Source organism: Methylomonas sp., assembly GCF_023228165.1.
GTDB lineage: Bacteria > Pseudomonadota > Gammaproteobacteria > Methylococcales > Methylomonadaceae > Methylomonas.
Genome location: NZ_JALOBS010000008.1, coordinates 123700 through 142052 on the forward strand (window position 1 = coordinate 123700; position 18353 = coordinate 142052).

The 18353-nt window shown below is 47.2% G+C and carries 15 protein-coding genes and 1 tRNA gene; 3 read left to right on the forward strand and 13 right to left on the reverse strand.

Features of this window, described 5'->3' with window-relative positions; genetic code table 11:
- Nucleotides 1-88 precede the first annotated feature (88 nt).
- The 3 genes from prfB to M0R33_RS07885 all read right to left on the reverse strand — a co-directional run bounded on the left by prfB (nt 89) and on the right by M0R33_RS07885 (nt 2935).
- Nucleotides 89-1186: a peptide chain release factor 2 gene (gene prfB / locus M0R33_RS07875; protein WP_292567548.1), complete on the reverse strand. Its 1098-nt coding sequence runs from the start codon at nt 1184-1186 to the stop codon at nt 89-91.
- Nucleotides 1187-1255: 69 nt separating this feature from the next.
- Nucleotides 1256-2044, reverse strand: a complete 789-nt coding sequence (gene lgt, locus M0R33_RS07880; RefSeq protein ID WP_292567551.1) for a prolipoprotein diacylglyceryl transferase — start codon at nt 2042-2044, stop codon at nt 1256-1258.
- Between the two features lie 351 nt (nt 2045-2395).
- Nucleotides 2396-2935 (reverse strand): Slp family lipoprotein, encoded by a 540-nt coding sequence (locus tag M0R33_RS07885; protein WP_292567554.1) that lies wholly within the window; start codon nt 2933-2935, stop codon nt 2396-2398.
- Between the two features lie 1070 nt (nt 2936-4005).
- Here M0R33_RS07885 and M0R33_RS07890 point away from each other — a divergent pair.
- A complete protein-coding gene (locus M0R33_RS07890) occupies nt 4006-4242 on the forward strand; it encodes a type II toxin-antitoxin system VapB family antitoxin (protein ID WP_292567556.1) in 237 nt (78 codons plus the stop codon).
- A 138-nt stretch (nt 4243-4380) separates the two neighbouring features.
- Entirely contained in the window at nt 4381-4569 is a 189-nt protein-coding gene (locus tag M0R33_RS07895; RefSeq protein ID WP_292567557.1) for a hypothetical protein, read from the forward strand.
- 82 nt (nt 4570-4651) lie between these two features.
- Here the strand turns inward: M0R33_RS07895 and M0R33_RS07900 are convergent, their stop codons facing one another.
- The 9 genes from M0R33_RS07900 to rlmE all read right to left on the reverse strand — a co-directional run bounded on the left by M0R33_RS07900 (nt 4652) and on the right by rlmE (nt 17494).
- Nucleotides 4652-7951: a hypothetical protein gene (locus M0R33_RS07900; protein ID WP_292567559.1), complete on the reverse strand. Its 3300-nt coding sequence runs from the start codon at nt 7949-7951 to the stop codon at nt 4652-4654.
- A 115-nt stretch (nt 7952-8066) separates the two neighbouring features.
- Entirely contained in the window at nt 8067-8942 is an 876-nt protein-coding gene (locus M0R33_RS07905) for a glycerol kinase (RefSeq protein WP_292567562.1), read from the reverse strand.
- 55 nt (nt 8943-8997) lie between these two features.
- Nucleotides 8998-11922 (reverse strand): UvrD-helicase domain-containing protein, encoded by a 2925-nt coding sequence (locus tag M0R33_RS07910; RefSeq protein WP_292567565.1) that lies wholly within the window; start codon nt 11920-11922, stop codon nt 8998-9000.
- Between the two features lie 199 nt (nt 11923-12121).
- Nucleotides 12122-12206: transfer RNA gene (locus M0R33_RS07915), tRNA-Leu, on the reverse strand.
- Nucleotides 12207-12217: 11 nt separating this feature from the next.
- Nucleotides 12218-12598 carry a preprotein translocase subunit SecG gene (gene secG, locus M0R33_RS07920; protein WP_292567567.1) on the reverse strand — a complete coding sequence of 127 codons (381 nt, stop codon included), beginning with the start codon at nt 12596-12598 and terminating at the stop codon, nt 12218-12220.
- Nucleotides 12599-12619: 21 nt separating this feature from the next.
- The gene (tpiA, locus tag M0R33_RS07925; protein ID WP_292567570.1) at nt 12620-13366 is read right to left on the reverse strand and encodes a triose-phosphate isomerase; all 747 of its coding nucleotides are present in this window, start codon (nt 13364-13366) and stop codon (nt 12620-12622) included.
- A 54-nt stretch (nt 13367-13420) separates the two neighbouring features.
- The gene (gene glmM / locus M0R33_RS07930) at nt 13421-14761 is read right to left on the reverse strand and encodes a phosphoglucosamine mutase (protein WP_292567572.1); all 1341 of its coding nucleotides are present in this window, start codon (nt 14759-14761) and stop codon (nt 13421-13423) included.
- 73 nt (nt 14762-14834) lie between these two features.
- Entirely contained in the window at nt 14835-16754 is a 1920-nt protein-coding gene (gene ftsH / locus M0R33_RS07935) for an ATP-dependent zinc metalloprotease FtsH (protein ID WP_292567574.1), read from the reverse strand.
- A 122-nt stretch (nt 16755-16876) separates the two neighbouring features.
- On the reverse strand, nt 16877-17494 hold the full coding sequence (rlmE, locus tag M0R33_RS07940) for a 23S rRNA (uridine(2552)-2'-O)-methyltransferase RlmE (protein ID WP_292567577.1): 618 nt from the start codon (nt 17492-17494) through the stop codon (nt 16877-16879).
- A gap of 50 nt (nt 17495-17544) precedes the next feature.
- Between rlmE and yhbY the strand changes: the two genes are divergently transcribed.
- Nucleotides 17545-17811 (forward strand): ribosome assembly RNA-binding protein YhbY, encoded by a 267-nt coding sequence (yhbY, locus tag M0R33_RS07945; protein WP_292567579.1) that lies wholly within the window; start codon nt 17545-17547, stop codon nt 17809-17811.
- 42 nt (nt 17812-17853) lie between these two features.
- On the opposite strand, the gene greA is transcribed toward yhbY, so the two are convergent.
- Nucleotides 17854-18330, reverse strand: a complete 477-nt coding sequence (gene greA / locus M0R33_RS07950; protein ID WP_292567582.1) for a transcription elongation factor GreA — start codon at nt 18328-18330, stop codon at nt 17854-17856.
- Between the last annotated feature and the right edge of the window lie 23 nt (nt 18331-18353).

The window sequence follows — 18353 nt, forward strand, 5'->3', positions numbered from 1 at the left end:
TATTAATAAAAGGATATTTCTGATTTAAGTTGCTTCGTCAACCAACAAACCAACAACGGTATTGAATAAATTAATCCGTCTACAGCTGTTACAAGCCGCTCTTCAAGCTGGCCTCGATAAACTGGTCCAGCGCCCCATCCAATACCGCTTGGGTATTACCGGTTTCGACGTTGGTACGCAAGTCCTTGATGCGGGATTGATCCAACACGTAAGAACGAATCTGGCTGCCCCAGCCTATATCGGATTTTGAATCTTCCACGGCCTGCTGGCTTTCGCTGCGCTTCAACATTTCCATCTCGTAGAGCTTGGCTTTCAACTGTTTCATCGCAGTGTCTTTGTTCTTATGCTGCGAGCGATCGTTTTGGCACTGCGTAACGATACCGCTGGGATTATGGGTAATCCGCACCGCCGACTCGGTTCTGTTGACGTGCTGACCACCGGCTCCGCTGGCCCGATACACGTCGATACGTAGATCGGCCGGATTAATTTCGATTTCTATATCGTCGTCGATTTCCGGCGACACAAACACCGAGGCAAACGAGGTATGCCGACGGTTGCCGGAATCGAATGGCGATTTGCGCACCAAGCGGTGGACGCCGGTTTCGGTACGCAACCAGCCAAAAGCATACGGACCTTCAAATTTAATCGTCGCGCTTTTAATGCCCGCCACATCACCGGGCGATTCTTCGATCAACTCGGTTTTAAATCCTTTGGCTTCACCCCAGCGCAAATACATACGTTCTATCATCGAGGCCCAATCCTGGGCTTCGGTACCGCCGGAACCGGATTGAATATCCAAAAAGGCATTGTTGACGTCCATTTCGCCGCTAAACATGCGTTGAAATTCCAGGCCGGCGACCTGTTTTTCGTACTGTTCCAAATCGGCAGCCACGGTATCGACGGTATCTTCGTCGTTTTCTTCCACCGCCATCAGCAGCAATTCTTCGGCGTCGTTGAGCCCCTGCTCCAAGTCCTTGATGGTCAAGACGATATCTTCCAGCATGGCCCGTTCCTTGCCCATTGCCTGCGCCTGTTCCGGTTTGTTCCAGATGGCCGGATCTTCCAATTCGCGCAGCACTTCCACCAACCGTTCGCTTTTGCTGTCGAAATCCAGATAGATTTTCAGCCCGGCGCTACGTTCGCGTAAATCGGCTATTTTGTATTTAATGGGATTAATTTCTTGCATGCACTCTCAAAACCCAAGCAAAACACCGGGCTTACCCGGCGACTAGAAAAAGCCTGTAATTATAAACGATTACGCGACCGACTTGCTCGGGTGGTTTTTCAACGACCGGATAATGCAAGCAATACCGCCCACTATAAACGGAATGCTGAGCAGCTGACCCGCAGTCAAGGCCAGACCGGTGTCATACATGGCTTGCTCGGTTTTAAAATATTCCAACAGAAAACGCACACTAAACATCATGATAAGAAAACTGCCAAACACAAAGCCTGGCTTGTCAGCTTGTTTTTTGTAGATCTGCAAACAGATACCGTACACCACTAAATAAGCGAAAGCTTCGTAAAGCTGCACCGGATGACGCGGTAGCGGGTCGACCCGGGCGAAAATAATGCCCCAAGGCTCTTGAGTCGGCAAACCCAGAATTTCCGAATTGAAAAAATTCCCAATCCTGATTAAAGCGCCGGCCAAAGCTGTCGGAATAGTCACCCTATCCAGCAGCCAGAAATAACTATCGCCAAATCGACGCCTATATAAATACAAAGCGGTCAGTATGCCTATTGCCGCTCCATGACTCGCCAAACCACCTTCCCAAATCGCCAGAATCTTTAAGGGATGCGACAAATAATAGGCTGGATCGTAGAACAAGACATGTCCCAACCTTGCTCCCACAATGGTAGCGACCACCATATACCAGAGCAAGGTATCCAGTTCTTCGACATTTTTACTCTCGCGCTGATAAATCCATTGCATGGTCAAAAAACTGCCCACAAACCCTGTGGCAAACATAAGGCCGTACCAGCGAATTTTTATAACGCCAAAGTCGAGAAGAATGGGGTCGATATTCCAGATGATATGTTGCATGAATAGATAGGCTAGTTAATAAAAAAGAATTTAATACTGATTGTAACCTCGCATACCACGTTATGCAGCCAAACGATGCAATCTATCCACCCAGCAACGCCCCCTTGTCAATCAGTAACGGCATCGATACTGACATTTTTTGAAACGCCTTAAGCGATATAAAATCCCACGCCGGTCGACGCGCGGACTCTGGTTATTTTTGTGTTCCATTAAACCCAAATACCGATAGCTGGCATTGACCCCCAGCACAAACGTGCCGATTAAGATACGTCGATTGATTAAAAAATAACGCTAGCAATCATGACTTTTGCCCTATCGGTTTAAAAAACCCGCCGCACTCAATCCACGGACCTAAAAACATCGGCCATGACCGAATCTGTAGCCGTACGGGTAAATTCCAGCGACTGCTGTCAAACTAAATGGGCCGCAATTATAATTATCCGCATAATCGCTTTCGGACTCGTTCGGCCAAAGATAAAACTTCTGAATCTTAACTACTGGGTAAACATACGGTTTTTCACCAATATCTCTGGTTACCAAAGAATCCATCAAACCGTAGGCGGTCATCATGCGCCCACGGGCATAGATGACCGGATCAACAAATCCATTCACCTTAGCTAGAAACCGGCCATGGGTAACATCGCCGTAGACAGGCTTTCCTGAACTGTCGACTTTCTGAGCCAATATTTCTATTTCCGTATCGTTCGCGTAATTGGTGACCGCCAAAATAGTACCCCCCCAACGCACGGGTTTGTCTTTATGGGCACTAGTTTGAGCAACCGCCTCCGAAAGCGTCAGATTTGGCATAGGCGCTTGACTGATATCTTGAGGAACACTGCCAGCACAACCGAATAAAAAAAATCCAGGGATTAGAAACCAACAGATTTTCATAATTTAACCCTCCTAAGGCGCCTTATGCTGTTGAAGAAATGATACACACCATCTTTGCGCCATTAAAAGACAGACATCTGGTTTGCTATAAAAATTCAAAGCAACGTATATATTCAACAGCTGCCACCTTGCCAGGCTACGCTGTTGCCGGTCTAGATAGCCCTCGACCATCTATAGCCGTCATTTTCCCGTATTCGCATTCGGGTGCTAAATACAAATATTGATGTCGAGAAAGCGATATACGAACCACTGTAAGCATTGACGACATCATGTACCAAAAAGCCCTGGGACTGGCCGACCCTGACATGCACAAGGCCGAAATTTTCCGGGAAGCGATGAAAACCTTTTTCGGATTCAGGCCGCTAAACAGTTAGCCGCCTTGTGCGAAACGCTGCCGGAGTTGGTCGATATTCCCCAAGAACGCGGCCAAACCGTCCAGTCCGCATGATATTACTCGACACCTCGGCTTGGTTAATTACTTCAAAGATCATAACGAAGACTCGGTTCGGTGACTACTTTCCGATTCGGCGTTGATTCACCCGCTGGGCATTAGAGAATTGACCTGCGGTACGCCGCCCACGCACCCTGAGCAACCAGGTAGGTTGGGCTAGGCGTTAGCCGTAACCCAACAGGTTGGCTTTCGACTGTCGGGTTACGCCCTGTTCGAGCGAATCCAATCTGAGGACTGGCTGTTGCTTGCCTCGGTTTTGATCACGCCCGGCGCAACGCTGTGGACGTTGGACAAGCGCGTGGCGAGATTGGCCGAGCGCTTTGGTGTGGCTTATCATGCATCGCCGACCGCGAAATGAAATAAACAAATTCGCAGGTTGAGCAGATTTGCCCACCATGCGGCCGTTAAATCCGCGTAAGCACGAAATTTCTGCCCACGCTACGCGACTTTGAACATGCGTCCGATTACGTTTCACCAATCGGACCTACGGCCCTGATTTTTTCGAAACCGTTTCTAATGTGACGCTGGAGGCATTGGCGTGCGGTGCATGTTTATAGCACAATGCCGTGAGTCATTTTTTGATACAGTACATCATCAGAATTGATGCCGAGAAAAAACTATGAGAACCACTGTAACCATAGACGATGCGTTGTACCAAAAAGCCCTGGAAATGGCCGATCCGGACATGGATAAAACCGAAATCTTCCGGGAGGCGATGAAAACCTTTGTGCGCATTCAGGCAGCCAAACGTTTGGCCGCATTGGGCGGAACCCTGCCGGATATGGCCGAATTCCTCGAGAACGCGGCCAAACCGAACCGTCTGCATGATATTGGTCGACACCTCGGTTTGGGTTGACCATTTCAAAATTCGTAACGAAGACTTGGTGCGCTTGCTTGTTTCCGATTCGGCGTTGATTATTGCAAGTTTGGCCTGCGGTACGCCGCCCGCACCCTGAACAACCTCAACCAATTAACCATCTGCAATCAAGCAGTTTTGCATGAAGTGGAAGAATTTATCGAGCGGGAAGCACTGTATGGCTTAGGTTGCGGACTGATTGATTTGCAGTTGCTGGCCTCGGTTTTGATCACACCCGGCGCAACGCTGTGGACGATGGACAAGCCCTTGGCGAAACTAGCCGAGCGCTTTGGTGTGGCTTATCAAGCATCGCCGACCGCGAATTGAAACAACGGATTCGTAGGGTGAGCAAATTTGCCCACCATGCGGCCGTTAATTCCGTGAGGACACGAAAGTCGTCCCCACCTTACTATTTCTTCATTTTCATTTCTTGATTTCTTTTTAACGCTTTAACTACAGGTACATCATTTATATTTTCAGGAATAATTGGGTCATCATTTGATTGCAGAACGACTAAATCTTCATCGTTGTCACCAATTTGCCAAGCTGGCTTTACAATCAGCAGTTTTTTAAAAAGTAACATATCACGTATTATTTTTGGCTCAGGTTGACCGTCTTGAAAAATGGCTGGTAAAAAACAATAAACTCCATATTTTTTATAAGCGTCGAGAAACATATTCAAATTCTTGTCGTTCTCTGGCGTCATCGTCTGTATGCGAGAAACCATCACCATTTGTTCTTGCACTCCAATTTTTCTGTAGGCATTTGCATTTGTACCAAGGTGAATTCGGTAATGTGCGGGATTATTTTTATCAACACCAGTAACAATACAAACTCTAAGCGCATCTTTTTCGTCTTTATTACCTAATCGTTCTCGCCATCCCTTAAAAATACTCCTTGCTCCCTCCTCGTTTTTAAACATCAATCCTATGCAGGGAGGAAATTGTCCATCAGGGTAAACTATAAAAAACATACCACTCCATTGAGCCTTATCCCAAACAGGTATATCAATTAGAGACAGGATTCTTCTTTCGTTGTGTTTTAAGTTTTCTGCATTAACAATGTGTTCTGGTGGTTCGCCTTCCCCAGGTTTCAGCGGTTCGTTTGCTTGCTCCACTTTTTTCTTGGGTCTCCATTGGCTTTTGCGCTTTAGCTCATACACTTCCCCTTCAATTGAATTGGATACTTCGCGAAGGCTAGTCCAATCCAAATTGCCGCAGATGTTTTGGCTTAAGGTAATGACATCAGAAAATAGCAGAGCTCGGCTAAAAACATTTTCGTCCTCAGCAAGTTTTTTAAAATGGTTGTCCTTGTCATCGTAGATCGCAATTTTTGGAAGAAGATCAACAATCAAATCCCCTATTAGGTATCTAAACCTTTTGACTTCATCCGCAGAACTAAGTGCAAAGTTTTTATTGTGGACGACTTCTAATTCGTATTGTTTACTGGTTTTTATCAGCTCTATCCCCAAGGCTTCTTTTAAATTTCCATCAATTCTAATAGACACCTTTGCAATCTGCTTATAGGGCATGATGCCACCCATTAAACTGGTTGCTAAAAAAGCTTCTAAAGCACCCAAAATTGACTCTGCTAACCAAATTGAAATTTGGTTAGCATCTACATGAAAGATTAAGTTAATTCCTAATACATCACTCTTCAATTCTATAGTTTTGCCTAAACATAATTCAGGCACGTCAGGCAAATCATCACTTGCTGGCTGTGCGCAAACAAGCTCATAGAACTCTTCGATTTTTTCGATACTATCTTCATTGTCAAACCAGACATCTTCTCTCAATTTGTCAATGTGACCCAGTGCAAATAACAGCGTTCCTTCAGAGCAGACCAGATTTAATTGATCTAGCAGGTGAGGTATTTTATTTATCTCTTTTAACTGTTGAGTATTTAAATGCAAGATTAGTATTGAGAATACCGCATCGACGTGTTGAATAAATTCCCAATATTTTGTCTGACCTTCCTCATTAAGTTGTAAATGATTAGCAATGAAGTTTGTTAGATTCAGAACAAAAAATATGTGTGGAACTCGCCCTAATCTGATCTCTATCCAGGTAAGCTGCTGTGCCGCAAGAAGCGCTCTTGAATGCAAAAACCCCGAACCGTCAAATTCGGTAATGCAAATCGATAAAGCAGCAAGTAAACTTGATCTGGCAGCCCAACTTAAGCCAGCAGCATCATAAGCTCCCCCGCAAGCAATTAAACATTCGATTAATTCATGTTGATATTCTTTCTTTGCGAGTTTTTCTTGTGCGCGACCAAAGAGTATAATTGCGTCATAAATTTTCCCACTTTTTAATTTTTGAATACCCCTATTCGTTATAACTGCACCAACATCAGCTTCGCCTGTTCTTTCTTGCTGGATAGATACAACAGTATCAAATAGATTTTCATAGTCTTCATTATCAAAAAACAAATCTCCTAATTCAAAGATAACGCTTTTATAGGAATCAAAAGGATATTGCCCAAGTCCTCGCGAACGTTCAAATATGGTTACAAATTCAGCAAAAATACCTTTAAAGTCTTTTTGTTCTGAATTATTACTGAGTGCTCCTCTAAGCTTATGAAAGCAAAGCATAGTCTGAGCATGCAACGCATTATTTGGACGAGCGTCATCATTTGACAACTCTTCCAATTTACTTTTTAGCGCATTAGCTCTTTCCAAAAGTTTAGTCTTTTCATTTGTAGCAACATCTCCAAACGCTAGTGACCCAAAAATTGAATTCCAGAGATTGCTCACCAGCTCTACATCATCAGCATAGCGGCTTGATAATCCAAGTTCTTCAACTCTGCTGTAAAGACGGGACAGCTCTTTGATATCATCATATACATAACAAGCAACCCATGCATGACGGTAGTTAACTCTTAAAATTTGCCTTTTATCACTAACATTTTCGGCAACTCGTAAAGCAGCCGAAAATCGCCCATCTACCTCATGTCGATCACGCTCCAGTTCACTGGCAAGAACTGCTGCACTAAGAATGTCTTCAGCAAGTTGATAGGGAATTCCTAAATAGCGTTCAGGATCGTTTATTTGGTTATCTAATTCTTTTAATTCGACTTCTTTCTTCGCGTCATGAGGCCCAGTTTTTCTGCGGGGAGTTAAGCCAAGACTATCAATAGATAAAGTTTGAGCGGCGATTTCAATTCGACTATGATTTATAACTCGATCTACAATCCAGCTACGGTCTAAAATTCGAACAGTTATACCAAAATCATTTTTTAGTTTATCTTCAACTTCCGCCCTTTTTTTATCACTTACGAACTGATTTGTGATGAAATATATTAATGAGTAACCACGCTCCGTCTCGGTAATCTTTTTTACATCACTGTTGACTTTTCCCCTCCATTCCTTTTTGGCACTCATTGCAAACGCCCAACGATCTTTTGACCCAGCATCACCTTGATACCAACGCAAGGAAATTTCTTCAGCAACGGGATATGTTTCAGAATCTACTTTGCTATCTCCGCCTCCAGTAGGGCCAGTTTGAGGTAACAGATTTGGACAGAGCTCTTTTTCAGCTAATCGTCTTGCAAAATATTCAAATTCTTTTTCCTGGCTTCGATTTGTTAGCGTTTCAAGATGATATTCCAATATATCCCGAGTGATTTGTGGTTCTTCTGTAATAATGGAATCCGAATAGCGTTCAGGCCTTCTCGCACGAAGATAATCAGATGGTTTATAAGTTATTGTCATTTAATCACCCGCGTTTTAATAAGGCCATGTTTTGTGTGCAAAAAAGATAACTAGGACAACCGGATTCAGTTAAACAAGTTCAGCAAGCTACAAACTCTATTATTTACAAAAATAATCAATACGCCTGTACCCCAAATTTCAACAACAACCTCGGCAAAATATCGTCCAGATTCAACACGTCTTTGTCGGTCAATTCAATCAGATTGAAATTATATTTCTGATAAATCGCGAGTTTTTCCTGTTTTCGGGCTTGGTATTTGGCGTCGTTTTCGTAGCCCCAGAATTCGATATAGACCTTGCCGGTAGGGATGTAAAAGTCGCAGTACATTTCTTCTTCAATCGGCAGTTTGCGTTCGTAGGCGTGGACGATTTCTGCCATGTACAGCCAGTTGTCGATCAGCATTTCCGCCTTCGAACGGACGAAGTGGCCGTCGGTGCTGCGATGAGTGGCTTCGAACTTGTGGCGGAAGCTGTCCATTTTATCGGCGTCGGTTTTGGGTTTGTCGACGCCCTTGATGTTGTCGATGCTGTCTTTCAGCGCGCGAATGCGGGTGATTTTTTCCGGCCAGCGCACGTAAGGAATACCCGAACGGCTGTCTTCGCCTTGCTCGGCACCCATGGCCAAACCTTGCTCGGTGGCCAACCAGCCCTTCAAGCCTTTTTTGATCCAGCCCAGTTCCGACAGGATGTAATTCATTTTGTTGGCGGAGAGTTCGAAATTCTGACCCAGTACGGTGGCAGTCAGCAGTTTAGCCGCTTCCGGTTTGGCAGCGGCGGTTGGCAATTGAAAACACTCCGGCCAGGCGACGTACTGACCGTATTTGCCGGTCAGATAGACACCGCCGGCGGCAGTGCCTGCATCGGTCAATTGCCATTTGTCATCCTGTTTTACAATCAGTCCCAAAGCCGTCAATTGCCCGAACATCTGCTCTTGAGACACGCCGCGCAGTTTGGCCAGTTGGGTGGTAGATAGGCGTTTTTCCTCACTCATTGCTGTAACTCTATTGTTAGACCGCACACAGTGTAGACCATTGTCGGTGAGTTATTTAGTCCGGTTTAACCGATTTCTTGGCCTTCGCTACCTGCAAATCAATAGTTTGCTCGGTGTGGGAGCAGGAAAACGCTGCATTTTTGCGGTAATGCGAGCAGCCCCAGAATTGGCCATGTGGGCCTTTGCGCAACACCATGGCGCCTTGGCAACGGGGGCAGATCGGTTCGACGAAGTCGCAACGGCGATTTTCACAAACACGAAAGCGGCCATGAGTTTTCAAACCGCCGCCGCACCACTGGCAAGCCCGCTGCGTGTGATTACAAAGTGGATATTGGTTGCAGCCGAAAAAGCTGCCGTACTGGCTATCTCGGGGTACCATCCAGCCGGTTTTACAGACCGGACAGGGAATATCGGCCAGCTGCTCTTGAAAGCCGGGCCCGCTAAATTCGTCGATGCTGACGGCATAATCGCCGTCGACTAATTCCCTGACGAATGGCGACGGCTTAAGGCCGTTGCTGACTAAATACACATGATGCCGCGCCCGCGTCAGCGCCACGTAGAACAGGCGACGTTCTTCGGCGTGCGCGAAGGCCTCGGCTTGAGGCAGCAATAATTCCAGCAAGGGATGAGTAGCTTTTTCCGACGGAAAGCCATGTGCGCCCTTCTCCAAGCTGAACACGATCACGTAATCGGCTTCCTTGCCTTTTGATGCATGCACACTCATGAATTGCAGTGACAATTGCGGATAACGGCGCTTTAAGGCGGCGACATCGGGCCGTTTGAAGTTGAAGCGCGCTAACAGCAAGACACTGGCGGATGACTCGGCTTTGCCCGCGATGGCATCGAGCGCCGCCTGTATGCCGGTTAAATCCTGATTGGTATTGATTAGGGATACGGCAGGCTGTTCGACAAGCCGTAAGCTGCGGATTTGTTTTTCGATCTGGCTGGGGTTTTGGGTGATGAAGCGCGACGCCACTTCGCCGATTTTATTATTAAAGCGAAAGGTTTGATCCAGCACACTGGTCGCCGTGTCGCCAAAGTAAGCTTGAAAGTCTTTGGTCAGCGCGACATCGCTGCCGGTAAAACGGTAGATGGATTGCCAGTCGTCGCCAACGCCGAATAAGCTGGCTTCCGGTTGCTGCGCCATTAAGGCTTGGAGCAAGCGTGCCCGGCTGGCGGAAATATCCTGAAACTCGTCCACCAACAAATATCGGTAAGGCGATGGAAAACGGCCGGATTCGACATAGTCGATGGCGCGACCAATCATGTCGTCAAAATCGATGGTGGCGTTGTCGCGTAACTGTTGCTGGTAGGCTTGGTAGATGGGCTCGAATAAATACGCGGCAGCACGCATGCGTTCGCGGTCTTCGTGCTTGTCGGCCTTCTCGACCAGTTGTTTGATGCCGAGGTAGGCGGCTTTGAACAAGCCGAGGATTTGCGCCATCAGTTTGCTGAATTCCGATACCCGGCCCAATTGATTGAGCTGGCTTAATAACTCATTTTGCGGCAAGGGTTTGAACTGAACCCCGGCAGCCAGTAATTTTTCGCTGAGTACCTCGGTCAGTCGCCCTTGTTGTTTCATTTCGATCAGCGTGGTTTGATATTTTGCGTGTAACTCGCGTTTCCAGGCCATGCCGGCCAGGTAGCTTGGTTGATCGATAAAAGGCGGCGTTTGATCATGCTGGTTAACGGCAAAATGTTCGATGTAAATACCGTACGCCGGTAGAAAGAAATCGGGTTGGTAGACGCGGTAGTCCGGGCCGGAGGTATTGACCTGGTAATTGGCCTCGTATTGATAGGCGACCCCTTGCCGATACAAGAAATTGGCGATCTCGCATTCTTCGTAGCTTTTAACCAGTTCGCCTTGCAAGGTGCGAATATCATTTTCGAGGATGTAAGCGTTGTAGGCACCCAAACTTTTGAAATTGAATTGGCTTTTGTAGGGATAGGCAAAACGCAGAAAATACGTCAGCAGCCGCGAGCGATAGCGTTCATCTTCCAGCAGGCTTTGAATTTGGTTATCGACAAACGCAGCACGCAGGGCTTCGTCTTCCGCCATTTTGTCGATGGCCGGCACGGTACCTTCAACCTGACTAATGATGCGTAAACCCAAACTATGAAAGGTTTTTACCGTCAGGTTTTGAATGCCTAACTTTGTCTGCATGCGCTCGTCCATTTCTTCCGCCGCCTTTCGGGCGTAGGCCAACATCAAGATTTGTTCGGGTTTTGCCAGGCCGGCTTTGATCAAATAACCGGCGCGGCCGATCATGGTACTGGTCTTGCCGGTACCTGCGCCGGCCAGCACCAGATTGTGCTGTTCGTCTATGATGCAGGCGTTACGTTGCGCTGCGGTTAGCGGATTGGTTTCGACCTGATCAAAAAAATCCCTGAACTGCCGGGCTTGTTGAGCGATAAACCCTTGATTCAACTTGGCAACCTGCTGGTGCGTATTGTCCAGTAGAGGACGAATATTCAGGTAATCCTGATGAAGTTCGGCTGGCAAATGCTGCAGACAATCCTGTCGTTTGAGTCCCGCCGCCAACCACAAATGATTATCGCACCAATGTTCGACTATGGAGCGACGAATGTAACGGCTGCTAGAAAACAGCCATCTGGCGTCTTGAGAAGCTTGGATTAATGCAGGGATAAACTGCCGATAAAAGCGCTGGATATGTTGCTTAATATGGCGCTTCAGCGACCTCTGTAACAATGCCGATTGAGCTTTATCGACACCGCCGAAGCGTAATGTCCGGCCGTCTGTTTGGGTCAAAAGCAAGGTATCCCAAAACCAACCGGATTCAAGGCCTATGCCTAACTGAATACTCAATATATGCATGCCGTACCTCTTCTGGCGCCCATCTCTAAACACTAACGTTTCTTGCTCAAGAGTAAAACTATGAAAACGTCCATCTTTCGCAAACCACCTAGCCCAGTGACTTAGTTGATAGAGAGATAAAGGTGCAGGCGTAGGATTGAGCATATTTCCTTAAAATATAATCCGGGGTAAGACCAACATATGGTTTATTAAGCTACTTAAATAGCAAACAACGGAGGAAATTAACGGCAGGGAGCATTCATTTACCTGTATGCTACTATTTTAGTCGTTCATCATTGGACAATAAAAAACCCGCCAAGCTTTTCAGCTTGCGGGTTATTACCGGACTATTCAAGCCCTGAATTGGTACCGATGGGCGGACTTGAACCGCCACGACTTGCGTCACCACCCCCTCAAGATGGCGTGTCTACCAATTTCACCACATCGGCTTAATCGTCATTTATTCCGCTGGTGTTACTTCTTTAATTGCAGGCGCTTCGGGCAGTGTTGCCACGGGCACTGAGTCAGCTGCTTTATTTTGCGATAACGGCACGTCGGAGGTCACTTCTTCAACCGCCGGCACATCCATAATGTCGGATTTCTTACCATGATAACCACTCAAAAAAGCCAAGCCCAAACTGGTCACGAAAAACAAGCTGGCAAAAATTGCGGTAGTTCTGGACAGGAAAGAAGCCGAGCCCTGAGCCCCGAAAACCGAACCGGAAGCACCGCTTCCGAAAGCAGCACCGGCGTCAGCGCCTTTACCCTGCTGCATCAGAACCAGACCAATAATCCCAATTCCTAACAGGATGTGTACAACAATGATAATTTGATACAGCATATTAATCCTAAAGCAAAAATACTAAACTGAATGACAAATCTGCAAGAAACCTTTTGCATCCAGCGAAGCGCCGCCTACTAGGCCACCATCGATATCCGGCATGGCAAACAAGCCTTTAGCGTTGTCTGGTTTAACGCTACCGCCGTACAAAATCTGTACTTTTCCGGCAATAGCAGGGTTTCTATCCGCAATGCGTCGACGGATATATTGATGAACTTCTTGCGCTTGTTCGTCACTGGCTGTTTTACCGGTGCCGATTGCCCAAACGGGTTCGTAAGCAATAACGGCATTTTCGAATGCTTCGATGCCGGCAGCATCGATAACCGCATCCAATTGTTGGTCAACCACTTGGAAAGTTTTGTTCTGTTCGCGCTCTTCCAAACTTTCGCCTACGCACAATACCGGCACTACATTTTGTTTCTGAGCCTGGCAAAAACGGCTGGCTACGGTTTGATTGGTATCGCCATAGTAAGAGCGTCTTTCCGAATGGCCTACTAACGCGTATTTAACTCCGCAATCAACCAGCATAGCCGCTGAAATTTCGCCAGTGTATGCGCCGGATGCTTGATCGGCTACGTTTTGCGCGCCCAAAGCAATAGGTGATGAAGCCAATGCGCCGCGAATATCTGACAAGTAGACAAAAGGAACACAAACCGCAACTTCTTGACTGCCTGCATTCAAGCCGTCCGCCAAAGCTTTCGCCAGTTGCACACCCTCTTCCCGAGAGCCATTCATTTTCCAGTTTCCCATGATCAAAGGTTGCCGCATCACATACTCCAGGCTAAATAAAGCCGCCTATAATAAACCTTGAACGCTTTCAGTTCAAGATACGATTGCTTTCCTGACATCGTTGGCCAGTTGATTGGCATATTTGTTGACATCATCTTCGTCCACGCCTTCAACCATCACGCGCACCAGAGGCTCTGTACCGGACGAACGCAACAATACCCGGCCTTTGTCTCCCAGCTTTTTCTCGACCGCATCCACGGCTTTTTTGACGGCGTCTATTTCGTCGAGCTTAACTTTTTTATCCGTTCTGATGTTGATCAAGACCTGCGGATATTTTTTCATGCCGGACTTTAATTCGTGCAAGCTTTTACCGGTGCGCTGCATTTCCGCCAATACCTGCAACGCGGAAACAATGCCGTCACCAGTAGTGGTTTTATCCAGACAAATAATGTGTCCGGAACCTTCCCCACCCAACATACCGTTCTTTTCAGTCAACAACTCCATTACGTAGCGGTCGCCGACATTAGCGCGAAACAACGGAATACCAAGGGCTTTTAAGGCATGCTCCATACCTAGATTCGACATCAGGGTGCCGACTACCGGTCCGTGCAATTTACCTTCTTCCTGCCGGGATTTGGCAATGATGTAAATCAACTCATCGCCATCGACGATCTCGCCTTTATGATCGACCATAATGATTCTGTCGCCGTCACCATCCAATGCGATACCCAAATCGGCCCGGTATTCCCAAACCTTGGCCGCCAATGCTTCCGGATGTGTAGCGCCACATTCGTCATTAATGTTTAAACCATCAGGCTCTCCGCCTATGGTCACCACTTCCGCACCCACTTCGCTAAAAACGTGCGGGGCAATATGATAGGTGGCGCCGTGCGCGCAATCGATGACGATGCGCATGCCTTTAAAATCCAAATGCGGCGGCACCGTGGCCTTGCAAAATTCGATGTAGCGTCCCGCGGCATCGCTGACCCGTTTGACCTTACCCAGCTTCGCCGACTCTACCGTGGTCATGGGCGCATCGATATATTGTTCGATTTGATGTTCCAATTCGTCCGGCAATTTGGTGCCATTCACGGAAAAGAATTTGATACCGTTATCGTAATACGGGTTATGTGAAGCGCTGATGACTATGCCGGCCTTGGCCCGCAAAGTGCGAGTCAGATAAGCGATACCCGGCGTCGGCATAGGCCCCAGCATGCGAGTATCTACGCCTGCCGCGGACAAACCCGCCTCCAAGGCAGACTCGAACATATAGCCGGAAATACGCGTATCTTTACCCACCAACACAAAACCACTACCTTCTTTGGCAAATACCCGACCGGTCGCCCATCCCAACTTCAACATAAAATCCGCCGTAATGGGATATTCTCCCACTTTGCCGCGAATACCGTCGGTACCGAAATATTTTTTTGCCATAGCCAATTCCACTTTCCTGTTTACAAAAAAAAGAGAGACCGAAGCCTCTCTCTGTTTTTAAATTGTCCGACGATTAGCCTTGTTCGGCCGCATCACCAATAGACGGATCTTTATCAGCCGCACTCCAAGGTTCGACCTCAATATCGCTGTTTGAAGAGGGCGGGGTATCGTCCCAACCTTTCGGTTCTCTGACCGGCTTTCTGTTCATCAGATCTTCTATTTGATACTTATCGATGGTTTCGTATTTCATCAGCGCTTCGGACATCGCGTGCAGTATATCCATGTTTTCTTTCAGGATGTTTTCGGCACGCTCATAGTTCCTGTCGATGATGGAACGAATTTCTTCATCAATGGTATGCGAGGTCTCTTCCGCCACCGATTTATGCTGAGTCACGGAGCGACCCAGGAATATCTCGCCTTCCTCTTCACTATACGCCAATGGCCCCAAGCGTTGCGACAAGCCCCACTTAGTCACCATATTTCTGGCCAACTCGGTCGCACGCTCGATGTCGTTTGAAGCCCCAGTTGAGACTTGCTCCCAACCGAACACCAGTTCCTCCGCAATACGGCCACCATATAAGCTGGAAATCATACTATCCAGCTTACATTTACTCGCACTATATTGGTCTCGCTCAGGCAAAAACATGGTCACACCCAATGCTCGACCACGCGGCATGATACTAACCTTATAGACCGGATCATGCTCAGGCACTACCTTACCTACGATGGCATGTCCCGCTTCATGATAAGCAGTCATTCTCTTTTCTTTTTCGTCCATCACCATGGAATGTCTTTCGGCGCCCATGATCAACTTGTCCTTAGCTTTTTCTAGATCGACCATGCTGACCAAACGCTTGTTAAAGCGGGCGGCAAACAACGCAGCCTCATTGACCAGATTAGCCAAGTCCGCACCAGAAAAACCCGGCGTACCTTGAGCGATATATTTGATTTTGACATCGTCCGAAACAGGCACTTTTTTCAAATGCACATTCAAGATTTGTTCGCGGCCCCTGACATCCGGCAATCCGACCACGACTTGTCTGTCGAAACGACCGGGACGCAGCAAAGCTTTATCCAACACATCGGAACGGTTAGTCGCGGCAATAACAATAATGCCTTCGTGACCTTCGAATCCGTCCATTTCGACCAGCAACTGATTCAAGGTTTGTTCGCGCTCGTCATTACCGCCACCTAGCCCGGCACCACGCGAACGACCCACTGCATCTATCTCGTCGATAAAAATAATACAGGGCGCATGTTTTTTGGCTTGCTCGAACATATCACGCACTCTGGAGGCACCGACACCCACGAACATTTCCACGAAATCGGAACCCGAAATAGTAAAAAACGGCACCTTGGCTTCGCCGGCTATTGCACGGGCCAACAAGGTTTTACCGGTACCTGGAGGTCCCACCATTAAAGCACCGCGCGGCACTTTACCGCCCAATTTTTGGTATTTGGCCGGGTCTTTCAGAAAGTCGACCATCTCCTGCACTTCTTCCTTGGCTTCGTCACAGCCGGCCACATCGGCAAACGTGACTTTATTCTGATCCTGATCCAGCATGCGGGCCTTGCTTTTGCCGAACCCCATGGCTCCACCGCGACCGCCAACACCGCCGCCCTGCATCTGCCGCATGAAGAACACCCACACCGCAATCAACAGCAAAATCGGTCCGAAGGAGACAAAGATCGACATCAGCATCGATGGCTCTTCCGGCGGACGAACCACGATCTCCACACCATTCGCCAACAAGTCATCAATCAAATGCGGATCATTCGGCATGTAAGTCTTAAACTTATCCCCCGACTGCATTCTGCCTGTCACAGTGTTGTCGGCAATGGAAACCTGCTGCACCTGCCCCGCCTTCACGGCATCGATCAGCTGCGAATAAGACAAGGTGGCATCGCTTCGGATCGACCTGGAGCCGAAATTGTTAAATATCGCCATCAAAACTACTGCGATGACGACCCACAGCACTAAATTTTTCATCATATCGCTCAATTTACGCGCTCCGGCCGTAAAACGGCCTAAAATATTAAAACCAAGTAATTCTATCAGGAATACCTTACATCCTACCGACCAACTTTACCTGATACTGTGTAGAGTGTACCAAGCTATTTAAAACCTTTTGCCAAAATATAGACTTCATTACTTCTGGCCCTTGATGCTTTGGGTTTTCGAATCACCACACTGGCAAAGCGCTGCCTCACCTGATTGTAGTACTCATCAAACCCAGCCCCTTGAAACATTTTAATTAAAAACACTCCGCCTTTAACTAAAATACTGTTCGCCGCATCCAAAGCCAATTCCCCCAAATAGATTGACCTGGGCTGATCCGTCTCTTTGTTACCACTTATATTTGGGGCCATGTCCGACAATAACAAGTGAACGGGCTGACCATCAAGCACTTTATAAAGTTTTTCTAACACATCGTCTTCTCTAAAATCGCCCTGAATAAACTCAACTCCCGCAATCGGCTCGATATCCAGTAGATCCAGAGCAATCACTTTATCGTTTTTACCGAGCAATTTTCTGGCATATTCAGACCAACCGCCGGGCGCGGCCCCTAGGTCAACAATATTGATACCAGGACGAATAATTTTATCTTTCTCTTGAATTTCAATCAGTTTAAACACCGCACGCGACCGATAACCCAGCGCTTGCGCTTTTTTGACATATTCATCCTGAAAATGCTCCTGCATCCACTGATGACTACTTTTAGTGCGTGACATAGTATCGATTGGTGTAAAATTGTTCGGTTTTTAAAGCTAAAGGAAACAGAGTGAACCCTATTGAGAAGAAGAAGTTGAAAGCTCAGGCACACCCACTAAATCCAGTGGTGATGATTGGGCAATCCGGCTTAACCCCAGCAGTATTGAAAGAAATCAATCTTGCGCTGGATGCGCATGAATTAATCAAAGTCAAAATCCGTGCCGAACGAGATGATCGCAAGGTCATCAGTGAACAGATTTGCGCGGAGGCTCACGCGGAACTGGTTCAGTCTATTGGGCAAATTATTGTTATTTACAGAAAAAACCCCAAAAAGTAAAGCTAGGGAGGTGATACCTCCCTATCCCGTCTTTATTTACGATTAAATATACTCAACCGCAAGAATTTCATACTCAATATTGCCCCCTGGCGCCTTTACCGTCACCACATCTTCCACTTCCTTGCCGATCAAGGCCCTGGCAATCGGAGAACCCACGGAAATGCGACCTTCCTTAATATTGGCCTCATCCTCGCCCACAATTTGATAGCTGACTTCTTTACCTGAATCCAGATCTTCGATTTTGACCGTGGCGCCAAATACCACCTTGCCGTTGGCATCGGCTTTAGTGACGTCAATAATATTGGCATTGGATAGCTTGCCCTCAATCTCGGCAATACGGCCTTCGGCAAAACTTTGTTGCTCGCGCGCAGCATGATACTCGGCATTTTCTTTTAAATCCCCGTGCGCTCTGGCATCGGAAATTGCCTGAATGATACGCGGTCTGACCACGGTTTTTAACTCTTCCAGCTCGGTACGCAGTTTATTGGCACCAGCCACTGTTAGCGGCACTTTATTCATAAACAACTCCTAAAAACATTTCT